This is a genomic window from Roseburia sp. AM59-24XD (genome assembly GCF_003478445.1).
In the GTDB taxonomy this organism is placed as follows: domain Bacteria; phylum Bacillota; class Clostridia; order Lachnospirales; family Lachnospiraceae; genus Jutongia.
Genome location: NZ_QUET01000004.1, coordinates 18,653 through 35,976, shown reverse-complemented (window position 1 = coordinate 35,976; position 17,324 = coordinate 18,653). Strand labels below are relative to the sequence as shown.

Annotated in this window: 12 protein-coding genes and 2 pseudogenes; 1 reads left to right on the top strand and 13 read right to left on the bottom strand. The window is 39.5% G+C overall.

Annotated features, from left to right (window positions below; all coding sequences use genetic code 11):
- Nucleotides 1–197: 197 nt before the first annotated feature.
- From DXA20_RS02550 to DXA20_RS02500, 11 genes and pseudogenes are all read right to left on the bottom strand, one after another.
- A pseudogene (locus DXA20_RS02550) lies at nt 198–3,544 on the bottom strand (DEAD/DEAH box helicase family protein).
- The gene (locus DXA20_RS02545; protein ID WP_158577102.1) at nt 3,528–4,652 is read right to left on the bottom strand and encodes a restriction endonuclease subunit S; all 1,125 of its coding nucleotides are present in this window, start codon (nt 4,650–4,652) and stop codon (nt 3,528–3,530) included. The pseudogene DXA20_RS02550 and the gene DXA20_RS02545 overlap by 17 nt, the downstream one beginning before the upstream one ends.
- A 104-nt stretch (nt 4,653–4,756) precedes the next feature.
- On the bottom strand, nt 4,757–5,725 hold the full coding sequence (xerA, locus tag DXA20_RS02540; RefSeq protein ID WP_118559179.1) for a site-specific tyrosine recombinase/integron integrase: 969 nt from the start codon (nt 5,723–5,725) through the stop codon (nt 4,757–4,759).
- A 99-nt stretch (nt 5,726–5,824) separates the two neighbouring features.
- Nucleotides 5,825–7,126, bottom strand: a complete 1,302-nt coding sequence (locus DXA20_RS02535) for a restriction endonuclease subunit S (protein WP_243100514.1) — start codon at nt 7,124–7,126, stop codon at nt 5,825–5,827.
- On the bottom strand, nt 7,098–8,600 hold the full coding sequence (locus tag DXA20_RS02530; protein WP_118559178.1) for a class I SAM-dependent DNA methyltransferase: 1,503 nt from the start codon (nt 8,598–8,600) through the stop codon (nt 7,098–7,100). Before DXA20_RS02530 ends, DXA20_RS02535 begins: the two co-directional genes overlap by 29 nt.
- Before the next feature lie 5 nt (nt 8,601–8,605).
- Complete coding sequence (locus DXA20_RS02525) at nt 8,606–9,670, bottom strand: Fic family protein (RefSeq protein WP_118559177.1); 1,065 nt, start codon at nt 9,668–9,670, stop codon at nt 8,606–8,608.
- A 198-nt stretch (nt 9,671–9,868) separates the two neighbouring features.
- Nucleotides 9,869–11,263, bottom strand: a complete 1,395-nt coding sequence (mgtE, locus tag DXA20_RS02520) for a magnesium transporter (protein WP_118559176.1) — start codon at nt 11,261–11,263, stop codon at nt 9,869–9,871.
- A gap of 316 nt (nt 11,264–11,579) precedes the next feature.
- Nucleotides 11,580–12,176, bottom strand: a complete 597-nt coding sequence (locus DXA20_RS02515) for a TetR/AcrR family transcriptional regulator (protein WP_158577101.1) — start codon at nt 12,174–12,176, stop codon at nt 11,580–11,582.
- A gap of 85 nt (nt 12,177–12,261) precedes the next feature.
- Nucleotides 12,262–12,636: an FtsX-like permease family protein gene (locus tag DXA20_RS02510; RefSeq protein WP_118559174.1), complete on the bottom strand. Its 375-nt coding sequence runs from the start codon at nt 12,634–12,636 to the stop codon at nt 12,262–12,264.
- A gap of 29 nt (nt 12,637–12,665) precedes the next feature.
- A complete protein-coding gene (locus DXA20_RS02505) occupies nt 12,666–12,971 on the bottom strand; it encodes an ATP-binding cassette domain-containing protein (RefSeq protein ID WP_118559173.1) in 306 nt (101 codons plus the stop codon).
- A 141-nt stretch (nt 12,972–13,112) separates the two neighbouring features.
- Nucleotides 13,113–13,910 (bottom strand): class I SAM-dependent methyltransferase, encoded by a 798-nt coding sequence (locus tag DXA20_RS02500; RefSeq protein ID WP_118559172.1) that lies wholly within the window; start codon nt 13,908–13,910, stop codon nt 13,113–13,115.
- Between the two features lie 192 nt (nt 13,911–14,102).
- Between DXA20_RS02500 and DXA20_RS02495 the strand changes: the two genes are divergently transcribed.
- A complete protein-coding gene (locus tag DXA20_RS02495; RefSeq protein ID WP_118559171.1) occupies nt 14,103–15,458 on the top strand; it encodes an MATE family efflux transporter in 1,356 nt (451 codons plus the stop codon).
- A 124-nt stretch (nt 15,459–15,582) separates the two neighbouring features.
- On the opposite strand, the pseudogene DXA20_RS18265 reads toward DXA20_RS02495, so the two are convergent.
- Both DXA20_RS18265 and DXA20_RS02485 read right to left on the bottom strand, forming a co-directional pair.
- Nucleotides 15,583–15,687 (bottom strand): annotated as a pseudogene (locus DXA20_RS18265) (Fic family protein); the annotation flags it as partial.
- 118 nt (nt 15,688–15,805) lie between these two features.
- The gene (locus tag DXA20_RS02485; RefSeq protein ID WP_118559170.1) at nt 15,806–17,200 is read right to left on the bottom strand and encodes an RICIN domain-containing protein; all 1,395 of its coding nucleotides are present in this window, start codon (nt 17,198–17,200) and stop codon (nt 15,806–15,808) included.
- Nucleotides 17,201–17,324 lie beyond the last annotated feature (124 nt).

Genomic DNA, 17,324 nt, shown 5'->3' with positions numbered 1-17,324 from the left:
GTTGTTGTCTTAGACACATGCATCCTTTAACGGTTTCGATGTTATTTACTATTTGTCTTATTGCAAGTATTGATCACACGGCAGAGATTACAGCTTGCTGCCATATACCGGGAATCCACTGCTTGCACCGTAGCTCCCAATTTTGGGGAATGCACAACTGTAGTACGGATACGCCGTTACAAACATATACGACTCCCTTACGCAGCAATTGCGTTAGCGTTGATCGCCTCAATAATGTTACGAATCCCCGCCCAAACTGTTAAATCTGTAAATACATCTACAACACTTCCACGATCAGTAAATGGAGATTCCTGAAGCACCGACAAATCTTTCATCATCCCATTATGAACAATATATTCTATAATCTGATTAACAAAGTATATTTGCCTGCTATCCATATTTGTATTTGTTAGATATTCTGAAAAAGCCTCCTTGGCAGCATTCATATCTAACCCCACAATTTCTCTCACAAACTCTCCCAAAGGTTTTGTTCCACACTCATTCTCATAATCCTGCTTTGTTCCAACTTCCTTCCATAAAATTTCTTCCAGCTTCTTAATATCTTCCATATTCAATGGTTTATTTGTTTTTAATTTTGTAATCACAGCATTATCCTGATGCTGACGAATATAGTGTTCTGCTTTTGCCTTATAATTTTTTAAATCATCATTCTCAAGTTCGGCATCCTTCCATTCCATAGACAAAAGGTCATCTTCAAAATTGGTATCATAACGTACGCTCACCTTCGGAATATACTTCATCAAATCTCTGAGATTTTCACGAACTTCCTCAAATTCATTAATCCCGCTGTCTCCATATAATCCGTATTTAGAATTTTGTCAATAAGATCAGACTGTGCCTGTATCTCCAAAATATTTGCAACTCCGGCAATCCCGGAAACCTTTTTGTAAAGATCCGTTCTTGCTTTTTTATATTTCTTGCCAAGCAAATACGCTAATTCTATGCCATACATTAATGCATCAAACCGCACTGCGCTGACCTCGTCTTTATCCGGAAGAATCAATGGTGCCACTTCCTCCCGAACGATTAATGTATCCTCATAAGTAAGCTCCTGATAATTTGCTTCTGTCGAATATAACTCAACATACCTTAAATGTTGTCTTACTGCAAAATTGTCCCTTGGCAATTCCTTCACCTTGTCACTCATTTGCTGTATCAGGGCGTTTCTATAATTAATTAAACGCTCCACTTGATACTCCATTTTCTGGAGTTTATAGGAAATTTCAAATTTAAGGTTAAAAATCGCACCTTGCAGGGCTATCATATTAGCCGTTGCCTTCCCTTTATTCATTCGGAAAAACTCAAAATTACCACAAAAATCAAAAATATAAAATTTCTGCTTATCTTCTCCATCCAGAAGTCCGGGACAAAGCCTCGTTCCTCTTCCAATCATTTGCCAGAATTTTGCCTTGCTCATAACCTTCTTAAAAAACACCAAATTGAGTGTCTCCGGCACGTCAATACCTGTGTCTAACATATCTACCGAAATGGCTATCTGTGGCATTTTTTTCGGATCAGAAAATTCGTCAATAGCACTTTGTGCATAAGTCATGTAATTATCAATAACTTTTGCATAATCCGGAAGATGTGGATATTCTTTATGAAAAATCTCCAGAATCTTTTCTGCATGAGCATGGTTTTTCGCAAAAATAATTGTCTTACCAATTTTTTGTCCATAATCAATCTTAAGTCCATTATTCATCAAAATATTCAACACTCGCCGGATCGTATCTTCATTAAAAATCCATGTATTTAACGCCGAAGATTCTATGTGTTTTGGTATATCTCCATTTTCATTTTCAAAGGTGTTTTCATACGCTTCCTTATCTTCCTCTGATAAATCATCATACATAATTCCCTGTTCAATAAATTTCAATTTCGATTCCACAGAAACATAGTCAACAAGATAACCATCCTTCACTGCCTGTGCCAGATCGTAGCCGTACGTCGGCACACCATTTTCCAGTTCAAATACTTCATATGTATTTTTATCAATCTCATCTTTTGGAGTCGCTGTAAGACCTACTAATGGTGCATCAAAATAATTAAAAATGTCTTTGTATTTATTGTAAATGGATCTGTGTGCCTCATCACAAATCACCAGATCAAAATGTCCACTCGTAAATAGTTTTCCTTGCTCATCGCTGATGGTGTCAATACAATTCATCATAGTCTGATATGTAGAAAACACACAATGAGCCGTATAGTTTCCTTTATCTTCTACAAGGTTTGTACATGATAAACTCGGCAATAAATTCACAAAACTTCTTTTCGCCTGAGTAACCAATGAATTGCGATCAGCCAGGAAAAGAATATTTTTCACCCAGCCGGCTTTCAAAAGCACATCACAAAGTGCAATAACCGTTCTGGTTTTACCTGATCCTGTTGCCATAACAAGCAAAGCTTTCCTTCGATTCTTCTCGCCAAAGCTCTGACATACACTCTTAACCGCTGCTTCCTGATAGTAACGCCCAGCTATTTTCTTGTCCACCGTAATGTGCTTTAGGCTTGTCTTCATGCTTAGTAAATTAAACCATTTTTCAAGATCTCTCTTGGAATAAATGGTTGCACATTTCCGCTCCGGATACTGACCATCAATAATATGCGTTTCAAATCCATTGGTTAGAAAGATCACCGGTCTTCTCTGATATTGCTGCTCTAAAATATCCGCATACAATTTTGCCTGCTGACGTCCCTTAGAAACATCCACGCATGTCCGTTTCGCCTCTATGACAGCCAATGGTCTATGCATGTCATCATAAAGAACATAATCTGCAATTCCAACTTCGGATTTATTTGGCATGCCTGATAATTCAACCTCATTCATCCAATCTTTGCCCTCTATCCAGCCTGCTTCTGTCAGCATGGAATCAATATAAAGTTTTCTGGTTTTATATTCAGACAAATCTAACGGTTTCGGAACATATGATGGCTGTTGTTCCTTTCTTCTCAAGGATAATTCTTGTTTCAGGGAAGCATTCTCTTCCATTAATTTCTGCAAATCAACTTCCTGCTTTGCATACTTTTCCTGCTCTTTCACCAACAGTTCCTTGATAGCCTGTGAATCTTCCTTTGATTTTTTCTCCTTTTGAATTCGCTCATAAATAATAGAGGGGTCAAATTGATGTTCCTCATACACATCCGAATAGCAATAAGCAATATAGTCTAAATAAATAAAAAGATTCTCCAAGCAGAGCATAGCTTCATCCCGTCCCATTTTCTTACTGCTATGCGCTACATTATTGCCACATCTACGGATATAATCCATTCTCTTCCAGAGATCAACTCCAATAATTTGTCTATAGTCTTCGGCATTCATCAAACTATGCAAATTATCGCGATAAGGCATTTCTAATTCTGAATCTACAGAATACATCCATTTAATGGCAAACTCCATCGCACGACGACTGTTTATTATGCTCGCTTCAGGATCCATTATTATAATCCGCTCTGCAGATATCGCAACATTTGCAAAGGATGAAAATTTTTTCTCCTTTTTCAAATAATCAAAATTTGTTTCCATGGCAACTCCTCCTATTACTATAGTTCATGTATATAGTGTACGCTATAACTTTTGATTTGTCGACCTGTGCAACAAATACTTCAAACTCATTCTGTAGTTCGATTGGTGGCACAATGATTAGCACAGATCTAGCATCATTTTTAGTAATAGTCTTAGTTACCGCACCTCTTACATATTGTTGTATTTCTCGCTGCCCATACTCCGATGTAAGCAAATGATAAAGAAACTTAACATTAATATGCTCATCATATCTAAACATAAATGCGTTCCGACCTAGTGATGCTGGCATATTTATCTGTGGCATCAAATAAATCTTTCCGGCACTACCAATCTTATTCATAATTATCTCGCCACCATATATTTTTGACCTAGATAACAACTCATAAGCACTCTCATCAATATATTTAACTGATGTCATATCTCCAGACTCTAAATCAGTTGTTCTAACCATCCAAGCATATTTAGGCTCATCATACATGGTCACTCGGCTATCCAGAGTTTTATAGCTACCATTAGAACTAAAGTCTGTTAACAATGTCATGTAGTCTCCCATAGGAGCTTTTATGAACCCTTTTTCATTATTAGCAGGATCTCCAAAGAGTTCGACAAATCGGGCTTTGATAATCTCATCTAATAACGCTAATTCCTGCTGTCTTTGTTCTTTTATCTTTATTACTCGATTCAACTCATCAACTACATGCACTTGTTCTTCAATAGATCTTAGTGGAATCTTCATCTTCCGCATAGCCGCTTGAGTTAACTTCTGTCTCGTAGCTCCATTAACCATTCCATCAACATCATAGAACATAAGCGAATAGCACAAATAATCTACATCTAATCCTGCCTTTGGTTTTAAGACATGAGCATGATTATTAACCCAACACTTACCAGAAACTCTATAAGCAATAGGTCTTTCCTTTGAACCAAAATTTCCACCATCCTCGGCCAGTAAAACCAGTTCATCATCAAAAATATAATCAGAAACATGGTCTTGAATACCATTTGCCCCATAATAAGGATATTCTCCTGCTATTCTATCAGATGCAGTAATAGGCACTCGCATAGAATCGAGTATTTCACAACAATCTTCTACATACACCATTTCCATCTTCATCATCCCTCACAAATCCGAAGTTGCAGAAATTCCTATTCAGATTTCTTAACACTCTCCCCATTTCTCCTGCATACAAAATACTTTAAATATCTTACTCCTTATGCAATATACCTTCTATGTGATGCTTTTACATTATTTTGGTTTACAATAGCATACTGCATCGTTGTATCTATTTGTGAATGTCCCAATATTTTTTGCACCTGTTCAATCGGCATTCCTTTGTCAATAGCTCTTGTCGCCATAGTCCTACGGAATTTATGCGGATGTACCTTTTCAATTTTTAATTTTCTCCCAAGTTGTCGAAGCCGGATTTCTACACCACTTATTTTCAATCGATCATGCGGCTTGTCCAATGTAACAAACAATGCCGGATTTGTATCCGTTCTGCTTTGTAAATACTTTTCCAAATGAATTTTTGCTTTTGCATCAAAATAGACTTTACGCTCTTTATCCCCTTTTCCAAAAACCACACATTCCCTTTCTGAAAAATTGATATCCTCCCTATTTAGTCGAACCAACTCTCCTACCCTAATGCCGGTAGAATATAACAGATCCACCATCGCTGTATCACGAATGTTGTCACAAGAATCTCTTAACTTCTCAATTTCCTCATCGGATATAATATTTTTGACCTTCTTTTTCGTTTTGATCTTATGAATCCGCCTCATTGGACTTTTCAAAATATAATCTTCTTCCTCCAGCCATGAAAAAAAACTGGAAATATTTCGGCGAATATTGTCTATCGTAGTCTTTCCACAATTATTAATTTTTTGGTAATCTACAAGATATTGACGCATTGTTTCCGTTGTCACCTTTCGAATCGGTTCCTTCAAATAATTCAAAAGATGAATCGTAGTCACACGATAATACTTAATTGTCCTCTCCGAACATCCTTCAATCTTTTTTGCCGTCAAAAACATTTCCATAAATTCTTCATTCGAAATATTTTGATGACATAATTCATTTTCTGAAAAAGTTTTCACAATAACTTCTTGTAATTTTTTCATCTGCGCAATAGATAAATATGCAGACATTTCATTTAAAACGGTGGCAATTTTTTCATTCATGTTAGTATATCCTCCTAATATACCAACATCCTGCAACCATTTTAATCCATTATCGATATTGTCTCCCATTCTATTATCTATTCATATTAACTTATCTGATTATCCAAAATATTTTTGCATCAACGAATCAAATAATATCTGTGTTTTTTTCAATTCTTTCTCAATAGCAGATTTTGATTTGTCGACTTGTTCTACAAAAGCAACATATTCATTTTGTAACTCTATCGGCGGAACTAACACCTTAAAATTTTTAATCATATTTCCATTCAAATTTGGCTGTCCTGCGCCTTGAGCTAAACTACGTAATTTATCATATGATAATTCAAAATACTTCCACATAAACATAGAATCTATCTTTTCAGATGGTAAAATACAAGCGCATGCCTGATTTGTAGAAGCCTCAATCCCCAGATAAGCAGTCATCCCTCTTGTCTTCCCCTGACCATACATAGCAACTAAAACAGTTCCAATAGGTACCAGTTTTGCAGATGAACCTGCTAGTCCTGACTCTGTAATATGCTCATCCACATTCTTTATTACATTGTTTTGCAACTCAGTAGTCTTTACCCAAGGGATTGTACCATTATTCCAATACTCTGTTCTATCTCGACTTGGTGTACCTCCACTTATGACATTCGTTAAATCTTTTACCGCAATATATGGATATTTTGTACTTTCATGAATACTACCAAACATCTTGACAAATCGGGCTTTAATAAGTTCATCTAACAACTGTAATTCTTTATTGCGTGATTCAATAATTCTAAATATTTTATTTAAATTAGTGGCAATCTCCACTTGTTTCTCATACGACGGATAAGGAATCTCTGTAGACTCAAAGTCCTTTTTAACAATATGCTTCATAGTCGCGCCATGTGTTTTCCGTCCCATTTCTTTAAGTTTATGACGAACGGCAAATACAAAATAATTCTTATCTATATCAGCTTTATCAAATTCAACTTTGAAAATATGCTGATTTAATAACGCCTTCCCTCTATTCCATATATACACACCCAAACTGGCAGACCATGATATTAATACATCACCATCATTTATTTCTATCTTTTGGGGATATGTCCCATCATAGAACCCCAAATCATATGAATTTCCAGTAAGATCTTGAATACGAATTATCGGCAATCCTCTTTTACTTCTATCTTTTGGCTTAAATGCATATCCATTGATATATGTTGCTACATCTCCAAGTTTAATCATGTTTTTAACCATTCTATCCACCTTATTCAACCTATATTTACTCAATGCAATTAAAACTTTATACAATTTTTTCACATCAATACGAACTTTGCTGGTACACACTTTGCTCGTAGCCCTACAAATCCGAATTTTTCTGTCATCTGCAAATCGACGTTTCTTATAAGCCAAGTAGCTTTTCCAATTCATCCATCTCAACGCTAATCTCCGCCTCAATCTTACGGATATCAGCCATAATCTCCGATGTTGGTGGATATTCTACCGGAATATACTCTATTTCTTTATACTTATTTATACTAAGATCATATGCATTGTCTACAATTTCCTGTTTAGGCACCATAAATGACTGTTCTGTACGTTTCCGTTCCATTTCCTTGTCTAAATGTTTGAATCGCTCGATGATATCCGGAATATCGTTTTCTTCAACAGGAGACCTTTTATCATCCAAGCTATAACCATCCGCATGCATGTCATAAAACCATACATTATCTGTTCCACCGTGCTCAGTTTTGGTAAAAATCAAAATCGCCGTGGATACACCTGCATAAGGTTTAAATACACCGGAAGGCATTGAAATAACAGCCTGCAGTCGTTGATTTTCAACAATTTCTTTCCGAATAGCTTTATGCGCTGTTGATGAACCAAACAATACACCATCTGGTACAATGCAGGCACACCGTCCCCCGATTTTTAATATACGCAAAAACAGTGCAAGAAACAAAAGCTCAGTTTTTTTGGTTTTGCAAACCTTCAGTAAATCTCCGGAAACAGCCTCCGCGTCAAGGCTTCCCTTAAAAGGAGGATTGGCTAACACTAAGGAATATTTTTCTCTGTCAGGATTTTGATCAGATAAACTGTCCCTATACTCAATAAAAGGATTATCTATACCATGTGTCATCATATTCATTGCACCAATACGAAGCATGGTTCTATCCATATCAAATCCATGAAACATATGATTCATATAATGATCTTTTTTCTGTTTATCAAAGAAAATTTCTTCTTTTTTGTTCTCCTTAAAATATTCACCGGCAGCGACTAAAAAACCAGAGGTTCCACACGCCGGATCACAAATCACTTCGTCACTGGATGGCTCCATTAGGTCTACCATCATGCGAATAATATGTCTTGGCGTACGAAATTGTCCATTTCGTCCCGACTGAGCAATCTTTGATAAAAGATATTCATAAACATCTCCCCTTACATCTGTTGACTGCATTTCATTCATAATCTTATAAATCTCATCCAATGAATCTACCACCTTAGACAAGACCAATGGCGTTGGCAACTTAAAAATCGCATCATCCATGTATTTCGAATAGGCACTGTTTCTGTCACTGTGCAGCGTCTTAATAAACGGGAACACCCATTCCTGCATTACAGAATACATTTTGTCAGCGGAATAGTCATGGAATACAGACCATTTTAATTGATTCCCCTCTATGGTTCTCTCCCCAATCTTCACCTCTTCAGCAAAAATGCTTTTATAAGGAAGCCCCAGCATAGCGCTTTCCTTCGCTCTCATATTATCAGAATCATCCAAATCATGTATAAACATCAGATATGTAATCTGCTCAATTACTTCCAATGGATTGACTAGTCCTCCCGCAGCAAACACATCCCATAAACCATCAATCTTATTTTTCAGTTCTCCCGTAATCATGCTTTCTAATCTCCTTCTTTGTCATTGTTCCATGTATATTTTGTATATCTTCCTCCACCAATTTTAACTATTTGTTCTGTCTCCAGCAATTCTGCCAGTGCCCTCTGAACCGTCATCTGGCTAATATCGGGACATCTCTCCAAAATTTCTGATTTTGTTATTGTGCCCACAGTGCCTCTGATAATCTCCCTTACACGTTCCGACTTCGACATCTTCTCCGTGGTTAAAAGTCTAACTCTGGATGAAAACTCCCTGTACGCCGCCACAATAATTCCTAGCATATAATGTACAAACGGTTCATAATCGTTTTGTTCCTCATACCATCCGAAAGAACTCTGTTGCAGTGATTCGTAATATTCTTCCTTTGTTTTTTCTATTAACTTTTCTATACTGATATATTTTCCCACTATATAACCGGATCGATGCATAAGTAACAATGTAAGCAATCGACTCATTCGTCCATTTCCGTCATTAAACGGATGAACACACAGAAAATCCAGAACAAACATTGGGATCAACAGAAGCGGATCAATCTGCTCTGTAGCTAATGCTGTATCGAACGCATCACACAATATGTCCATCGCCTCCGGAGTTTCCCACGCAGGCATAGGTTGAAAACGGACAAACTTATTTCCTTTGTCATCTTCTTCCTCAATAATGTTATCGGCGGCTTTGTACTTGCCCCCTATATCATATCCTTCAAATTTAAAAAGATCTCTATGCAATTGCAAGATCATAGACGGTTTGAGTGGAATATAATCATAGCTCTCATGAATTGTGTTTAATACATCCCTATATCCGGCAATTTCACGTTCATTCCGCGTTCTTGGTCGAGTTGAATCCTGTACCAGTGCTTTTAACCGTTCATCCGATGTATAAATTCCCTCAATTTTATTAGATGCTTCTGTACTTTGGATTCTGGCAATTTTTACTAATTGTGTCAAAGTGTCTTTTTGAGCTTCAATAAACAACGTCTGCTCACCTTTAAATTCGTGTATTTGAGCTAAATAAGATACCGTCTTCGGCGTCAATAGTTTTTCCCATTTTTTACGATAGTCGAATTGTCGCATATTTAATCTCCATATTTTCATACTATAGTCACATATAATCCATTTTTATTATATCTTCTAATTTTATCATAGTCAATTCAATTTATTCATTTTCCTAAAAATGAATAAATTGAATCACAAATGATGTAATTAAACTATCAGGAAATGCAAATAATAACGCCGACGGTAAGTCGTTTGTCAATATCCTTTCTCATTGCATCACACTATCTTCATCATCCGGATCAGCAGGATCCACGCAAGACCATAATATGTCACAACAGCCACCAGATCATTGACGGTTGTAATAAGCGGACCGGAAGCGACCGCCGGATCCACGTTTATTTTGTGGAAAATGATCGGCACTAAGGTTCCGACCAGACTGGAAATAATGATCGCGGCCAGAAGGGATATTCCGACACAGCCGGAGATCAAAAATGCAGTTCCGATTGCATATCCTTTAAAGAGTGCAATATAAACACCCAGGCAGACCAGTGCCATCACTCCAAGCAAAGCACCGTTACAGCATCCAACCTTCATTTCCTTAAACAACAGCTTCAGCTTGTCTTTACCATTCAGATTCTCATCCATCAGCACACGGATCGTTACCGCAAGAGACTGTGTACCAACATTTCCCGCCATGTCAAGGATCAATGACTGAAAACAGATCACGACCGGCAGTACCGCTACAACGCCCTCGAATGCTCCGACCACAGTGGATACTCCCATTCCGAGGAACAACAGAATGATCAGCCACGGAAGACGCTTCTTCATGCTTTCTCCGGTAGTTTCATTCAGATCCTCTTCTGCAGACAGACCGGCGAGCTTTGCATAGTCCTCTCCCAGCTCATCATCCACAGCCTCAACCACATCCTGTGCTGTAATAATACCGATAATTTTCTTGTCCTTATTCAAAACAGGCAGGGAATCTTCCGCGTAATCCTTGATCTTTTCGATGCTGTCCGAAATCTTCTCATGATCCAGCAAATACGGATAGGCATAGCTGATCAGTGTATCTAACTCCACATTTTCTCTTGCAACAATAAGATCCTTCAAATCGATCGCACCGCAAAAACGTTTCCTATTATCCACCACATAAATTGTTGTAATATTATCATTTTCGCCCGCCTGCTGCACCAGCTCATGCATTGCCTGACGGATCGTCAGGTGCTGTTTGATGCAAATATAATTGGTGGTGATCAAACTTCCGATCTCATCCTCATCATAGGAATTGATCAGCTGGATATCTGTCCGGATCTCATCGTCGATCATCGTACGAAGCTTCACCTTCACGCTCTCGTCAATATCTTCCCACAGATCTACCGCATCATCTGCGTCCATCTCGTTGATGATCTCTGCCAGCTTGTCGATTCCGATCTCTTCAACATATTGTCCCGGATCGTCAATATAAGAAATGATTTCCGCCATCCATTTTGCATCAATCGCACTGTACAGAAGATTTCTTTCGGCTCTGTTTAGATATTTCAGACTCTGTGCGATGTCATTCTCATGGTAATCCTTGAGCTTCTCCTTCATCTCATCAATCGAATGAGAAAATCTTGTAATTTCAACAATTTCCTTTGCAAAAATTGGTTCCTTTAATACTTCTCTTGTCATCATAAGCCTCCCTTTACCCGAAAAAGGGCATAAAAAATCCATCGTAATGTCATGCTGCACAATTATAAGTTGTGAATTGATTCATAACGATGGATAACGGCTTATCTTTTATGAAAAACGGCACGCCTACAGACACCTGTAATAAAATCCAAGCCTGTATCCATCATTATGTGTACTTCGACTTCGACTATCACAACTGTCCATATGCTTCGCCTCCTTTTTATCTCTGTGCCTTTCAAGGCTCATTATTTTACCGCGATGATTATAACACCATCACCTTTCCGATTCAATACCTTTTTAAATTTTTAATCATTATTTACGATTCGGTTCTCCCGAAAATCTCATATATGATGACATCCCGCATACGCTCCATAGTCTCCTCATATGCTGCGTCATGCAGCAATTCCCTGCCTTCTGCACCAAGCACATAGATCTTGATCAGGTTCGTCACAAGTGCAATGTTTACATCCGACCGGATCCCCTCCATCTGCTGAAAAAACATCATGCTTGTCCGGGTCTCCTTCTGCAGATCCGGTCGCACCTGTTCCGGCAGCATTTCCAGAAGACGTTTTTCATCCTCCGGAGAAAGGCTCGGAAATATACTGTAATCTTCATCGATCATAATTTTCAGATAGTTTCTCGTCTCCGCAGGACCCGCCTTTTCTTTCCCGTTCAATGCCTTTTTGATAAATACCGGAATCATCCTTTTCCGGTATTCCATGACATCATACACATATGCTTCCTTCGATGGGAAAAAGTTGTAAAACGTACTCACACCAATGCCGGCTGCCTCTGTAATTTTGGCAACCGACATATGTGTCATTCCATATTGCTTCAGCAGATCAAAGCCTGCCGCTAACATCTTCTCTCTGTACTCTGCTCTCTCTGCCTCCGTAAATACCCGTTTTGCCATCTGTGTCCTCCCTAAAACAGCGATTGAAACAAGGGGCAAACGCATTTGCCCCAAGTGATGTCATGGATTGCTCCATGCAATAATCTTATTCATTTCTATTATTTTCCTTCAAAGCTTCCACCATGTCAATCCCTGATATTTTTCTCTTCTGTATCAGAAGTGTGATCTCATAGGTAACCCAGGTAAGTACAAAGCCAATCACTAACGTTTTCGCGGTAAGAACCGGCGAGAGCAGCATTCCGTAATTCTCAATGGTATCGGAATATCCCACCTTTACAAACCCATAGGCGATCGGGATTCCGATCAGAAATCCGATACATACCAGCAGATGATTGACATTGATCACCCTGTTGGAAATCTCTTTACGGCTAAAACCAAGCACCTTCATAACGGATATGTTTGTTGCAGATTCTGACACGATCATATTGATGATCAGATACAGCACAAATATACCAAACACAACTCCGCTGATCTTTACTTTATGTTCCTTCAGATCTGCAATATTGTAGTCAGATTATAGGACTGAAATACAAAGCCCAGCTTTTCTCTCCGGTAAAGCTCCAGCTCCTTAGCTGACATCTTCTCCAGATCCGTTCCGTCTACCACCATATTTCCCTCCGTCGCCTTATCAAGACCACCGAGAATATTTAAAAGAGTACTCTTGCCACTTCCGCTTGGTCCCAGGATCACAACGATCTCTCCCTTTTCCATGCCGAAATCCGTATGATTCAGCGCATAGACCGTTGCCTCTCCCTTTCCATATTTTTTTGCCAGATTTTTTCCTTCAATATACATTCTGCTTCCTCCTGTCACATGCGAACGTTTTATTTGTTTCATTCGCATCTTGGCAAAATGTCTCGTCACTTCCGCTGAAAACAAAAAAAAAGCAGCGGTCTGTTTTCACAGATCAACTGCTCCTCTTTCGCCTGTCGGACTTTATTTCTTCTCTAACACGATAATTTTGTTGGAGAAGTTTTGTGCCACCGGAATCGCTCCGATCACATGATAGATCGGCATAAGCTTTTTCATTCCCTCGATCAGGCTGACCTCTTGTTTGTAAGTAAATGCCGGCACAAGCTGCTGCAGCAGCTTTCCGTTCTTAATGCCCCATGTAAATTTGGCATTGCTTCCCTCAATGGATTTCTCCTTCACATGCTTTACGACAAACGGGGACATTGTCTCGACCATCACCGTTACCTTCGGAAATGCCTTCTCAATGATCGAGAATATCTGAAGCACATCTGCCTCCTTCAGATACATCGTAAGCCCCTCGATCACCACAAGTACATTCTCACCGGCATACTCAATCTCGTCCACATAGGACGCATCCATTGCCGATTTAGTAATCTGGTAAACCGGTCCGTTTTCGGTCAGAAACTTCTCTCGGATCTGCATCGTTTCCGGCAGATCGATGTTGTACCACCGCAAATATTTCCCATTCATGCGATAACATCTCGTATCCAGACCACTGGCGATATTGATAACCACTGTGTCCGGATGACTGCTCAAATACTTTTCCACCAGCTCATCCAACACAATCGTTCTGGCAACAACGCCATAGCTCATTGCCTTATCCTTATCCGCATTGGAGAAATCATAGTCCAGTTTCGCCACGATCTCTACTGCCATCGTATCCTGAATCTTGGAGTTTCGCTTCTCCGATTCCTTTGCCCTCGCATATAAGGTCTGGATCATTGTCTCCGGCACACCTGTCACATTTACTTTCTCTTTCATGACATCTTCCTTTCTTTCGTTACGTTTGCTTTGAAATGTTATGTTAGTCTTTTCTAACCATTTTGTCAAGAAATATGTCATACTTCATTTAAAAACCTGATATCTTGACTTTCCCCGAAAAAAAACTTACCATGTAATATAGTTCAAAAAGAAACTACAATTTCAAACGTTACCTAAAGGAGACCATCAGTCATGCAGGATAATAAAAACTTTTTAGCGAAAGAACCCATCGGAAAGCTTCTTCTCAAGCTGTCAATCCCGACCGTGATCGCCCAGCTTATTAATATGCTCTACAATATCGTTGACCGGATCTATATTGGTCATATTCCCGGAGAAGGGAGTCTAGCTCTTACCGGAGTAGGTGTCTGTATGCCGATCATTATGATTGTCTCCGCTTTTGCGGCACTTGTCAGCTCCGGCGGTGCCCCTAGAGCATCAATCTGCATGGGAAAGCAGGAGGACGAAGCCGCCGAACAGATCTTAGGTAACTGTTTTACGCTTCAGATGATTGTTTCCATTGTTCTCACTGCAATTTTACAAATCTGGGGCAAAGACCTGTTGCTGGCTTTTGGTGCCAGCGAAAATACGATCCGCTATGCAACGGATTATATGCACATCTATGCTTTTGGTACGCTGTTTGTCCAGTTGACTCTCGGTATGAACTCATTTATTACAGCACAGGGCTTTACAACTATCTCCATGGTTTCCGTTGTGATCGGAGCCCTCTGCAATATTATTTTAGATCCGATCTTTATTTTCGCATTTCATATGGGCGTAAAGGGAGCCGCACTGGCAACGATCCTTTCACAGGCCATTTCCACGATCTGGGTTGTCCGCTTCCTCTGTGGAAATAAAACACAGATTCATCTGCGCCGGAAATATATGCGTCTGCAGCCAAAAGTCTTTCTGCCCTGCGTTGCACTTGGACTTGCTGCCTTCATTATGCAGGCAAGTGAGAGTATCGTAGCCGTCTGCTTCAATTCGTCTCTGCTCCGTTATGGTGGAGATATTGCCGTCGGAACGATGACGATCTTAACCAGCGTAATGCAGTTTGCCATGCTACCTCTTCAGGGAATTGCACAGGGTTCACAGCCTATTTCCAGCTATAATTACGGTGCCAAAAATGCAGACAGAGTCAAAAAGACCTTCCGTCTGCTTGTGATAACATGCCTGACATACTCTGTGATCTTCTGGATTATCGTCCAGCTTATCCCAAAGGTGTTCGTCAGTCTTTTCACTTCGGATGGAGCACTTGTTGCATTTGCTGCACCGATGTTACGAATCTATATGGGCGGTATGCTCCTGTTCGGCATACAGATTGCATGCCAGATGACCTTTACCTCCCTTGGCAGGGCAGTCAACTCCATCGTAGTTGCTGTTGTCCGTAAATTCGTACTGCTGATCCCGCTCATCTATATTATCCCACATGCTGTGTCAAATCCAACCGTCGGTGTATATATGGCTGAGCCGATCGCTGATATCATCGCTGTGCTATTTACATCAATTCTGTTTGCATTTGCGTTTAGAAAAGCACTTGCGGAGATTTAGACCTTCGATTATTGTACAATCCGGTTTTCATTGAAAATTACAGCCCATTAAGGCTTTTCTGTTCAGCCGCTAAATCAATTTCTCGCGGGGTACGAACCGAGCTTCCACGGTCATTAACAGTTCTTGCATTTCTCAAATACCACGCATTTTCTGCAAAAATATCATTTGTTGCAGAAGAACCAAGTGTTCTCAAATATTTAATAAAGAACACTGCGGTTGTTCTCGTATTGAAAAAATATAGGAAGTAATTTTTAATGGCTCAAATATGAAAGACCTATCGTGGATAACGGCTCCACAATAGGTCTTTCTTTTTATCAGCTATGCTTAAATCTGATCACTTGCTTTCGTTACTCATTATATTTAATGATAAACTTCTGTGTGCTGCTGTCGGATTTCGGTGCAAATTTAAGATGGGAATTCTTTACCGCACCATCGATCAGATCAAGATATAATCCATCGATATTTTTAATGCACACTGTTCCATCATCGTTGTATTCAAAGGTCAGCTTTTGGCTGTCATATCCGGCAAAATCCTGATATACATCTTTCGTTGAACTACAAACCGTATAGTTTTTCCGGCAGCCCCGTAAACGCCAGAAACCATTATTGCAGCTCAGATAAAAGCTCTGATCCGTCTGGCCGCTACGATCAGACAAAAATACGGATTCTCCCTGTGTATCCCAAAGATCCAGACAGAGATTTTGATCATCCGCTGTGCAGATTGAAAATTCCAAGCCTGTGGTCAGATAATCCTTATCCCGTGTCACCTGATATGCCCGATACAACTGTGAAATCGCCACATCTCTCGTAATCCCATCCCCGTCAGCGTCAACCTTTGCTGCATTATATGCCACATTTCCTGCCTGTGTTTTACGAATCATTTTCTGCAACAGTGTGTTGTATTGACTTGCACTCAATTCCTTATTTTTAACTTTCTTGCCAGCCTTAAACTGCACCTTGCCGGCTGCCTTGCACCATTTCGCCGCCAGCTTGTAGAATTCCTTTCTGGTCAGTTTCTTATTGTAATTTTTAAGAATGCCCTTGTATGTCAGATTTGCATTTTGGGCAAGCATAATGTTCGTCTGGCACTCCCTTCTTGCTCCTGCCAGATAAGCCTCATCAAAGGAAATATTACTCTTACGGATATAGCAGATACGACCGTTCCACTTAATCTGCGTCCACTCGGAATTGTAATCCTTCTTTGTGATCTCCAATGTCTCCCCCACCGGAACAATACCATAGCAATTCACCGGCTGGGAATCGTCTGCCTGAGAATAAATATAAAACCAGTTATTCTGATCCGATATGTTTCCTGCCACAGCTTTCATCTTTACCTTATTTTTTCTGCCCGGATACTTCGGCTGATTGACCGACACCAGATTACTCACATTGATATACTTCTTATTCAGATACATCAGTCTTCCCTTATAAATGACTGCGAAATAAGTGTATCCATTACAGGTATAGGTCCAGTCACGAATATAAATGGTCTCTCCCGTCTTCACACCTTCATTGCGGAAGCCATAACTGCTCGCAAGAAAGGAGCCATCCTTCTCCATGGTGTAAATGCACTGAATCGGCTTTTCCGAACCTCTGATATCTACAAAGTCCAGATTGTCAACCCATGCTGTGCTGCTATATCCGGTCACCGCCTTTACGGGCTCCACACATGTGATGGCTGTCATAACAAGAACAAGTATCACACAGATCCATCTTCCGGCTGCATTGCTTATCTTTTTCATAATGCCACCTCTCCTTCTGAATTTTATAGCTTATTATACCAATGATATGCATATTTCGCAACTCCGGCAAACCTTCATCTACGGAACTATTCTCATTAACGAACAAAGACAGCACCAAAACCGG

What these genes read in the sequence shown, in the direction of transcription:
- DXA20_RS02545 (WP_158577102.1), bottom strand. Translation starts at nt 4,652, where the DNA reads ATGGAAATGGTGTATGTAGAAGATTGTTGTGAAATACTCGATTCTATG.
- xerA (WP_118559179.1), bottom strand. Translation starts at nt 5,725, where the DNA reads ATGAATGAAAAAATTGCCACCGTTTTAAATGAAATGTCTGCATATTTA.
- DXA20_RS02535 (WP_243100514.1), bottom strand. Translation starts at nt 7,126, where the DNA reads ATGAATTGGAAAAGCTACTTGGCTTATAAGAAACGTCGATTTGCAGAT.
- DXA20_RS02530 (WP_118559178.1), bottom strand. Translation starts at nt 8,600, where the DNA reads ATGATTACGGGAGAACTGAAAAATAAGATTGATGGTTTATGGGATGTG.
- DXA20_RS02525 (WP_118559177.1), bottom strand. Translation starts at nt 9,670, where the DNA reads ATGCGACAATTCGACTATCGTAAAAAATGGGAAAAACTATTGACGCCG.
- mgtE (WP_118559176.1), bottom strand. Translation starts at nt 11,263, where the DNA reads ATGACAAGAGAAGTATTAAAGGAACCAATTTTTGCAAAGGAAATTGTT.
- DXA20_RS02515 (WP_158577101.1), bottom strand. Translation starts at nt 12,176, where the DNA reads ATGGCAAAACGGGTATTTACGGAGGCAGAGAGAGCAGAGTACAGAGAG.
- DXA20_RS02505 (WP_118559173.1), bottom strand. Translation starts at nt 12,971, where the DNA reads ATGTATATTGAAGGAAAAAATCTGGCAAAAAAATATGGAAAGGGAGAG.
- DXA20_RS02500 (WP_118559172.1), bottom strand. Translation starts at nt 13,910, where the DNA reads ATGAAAGAGAAAGTAAATGTGACAGGTGTGCCGGAGACAATGATCCAG.
- DXA20_RS02495 (WP_118559171.1), top strand. Translation starts at nt 14,103, where the DNA reads ATGCAGGATAATAAAAACTTTTTAGCGAAAGAACCCATCGGAAAGCTT.
- DXA20_RS02485 (WP_118559170.1), bottom strand. Translation starts at nt 17,200, where the DNA reads ATGAAAAAGATAAGCAATGCAGCCGGAAGATGGATCTGTGTGATACTT.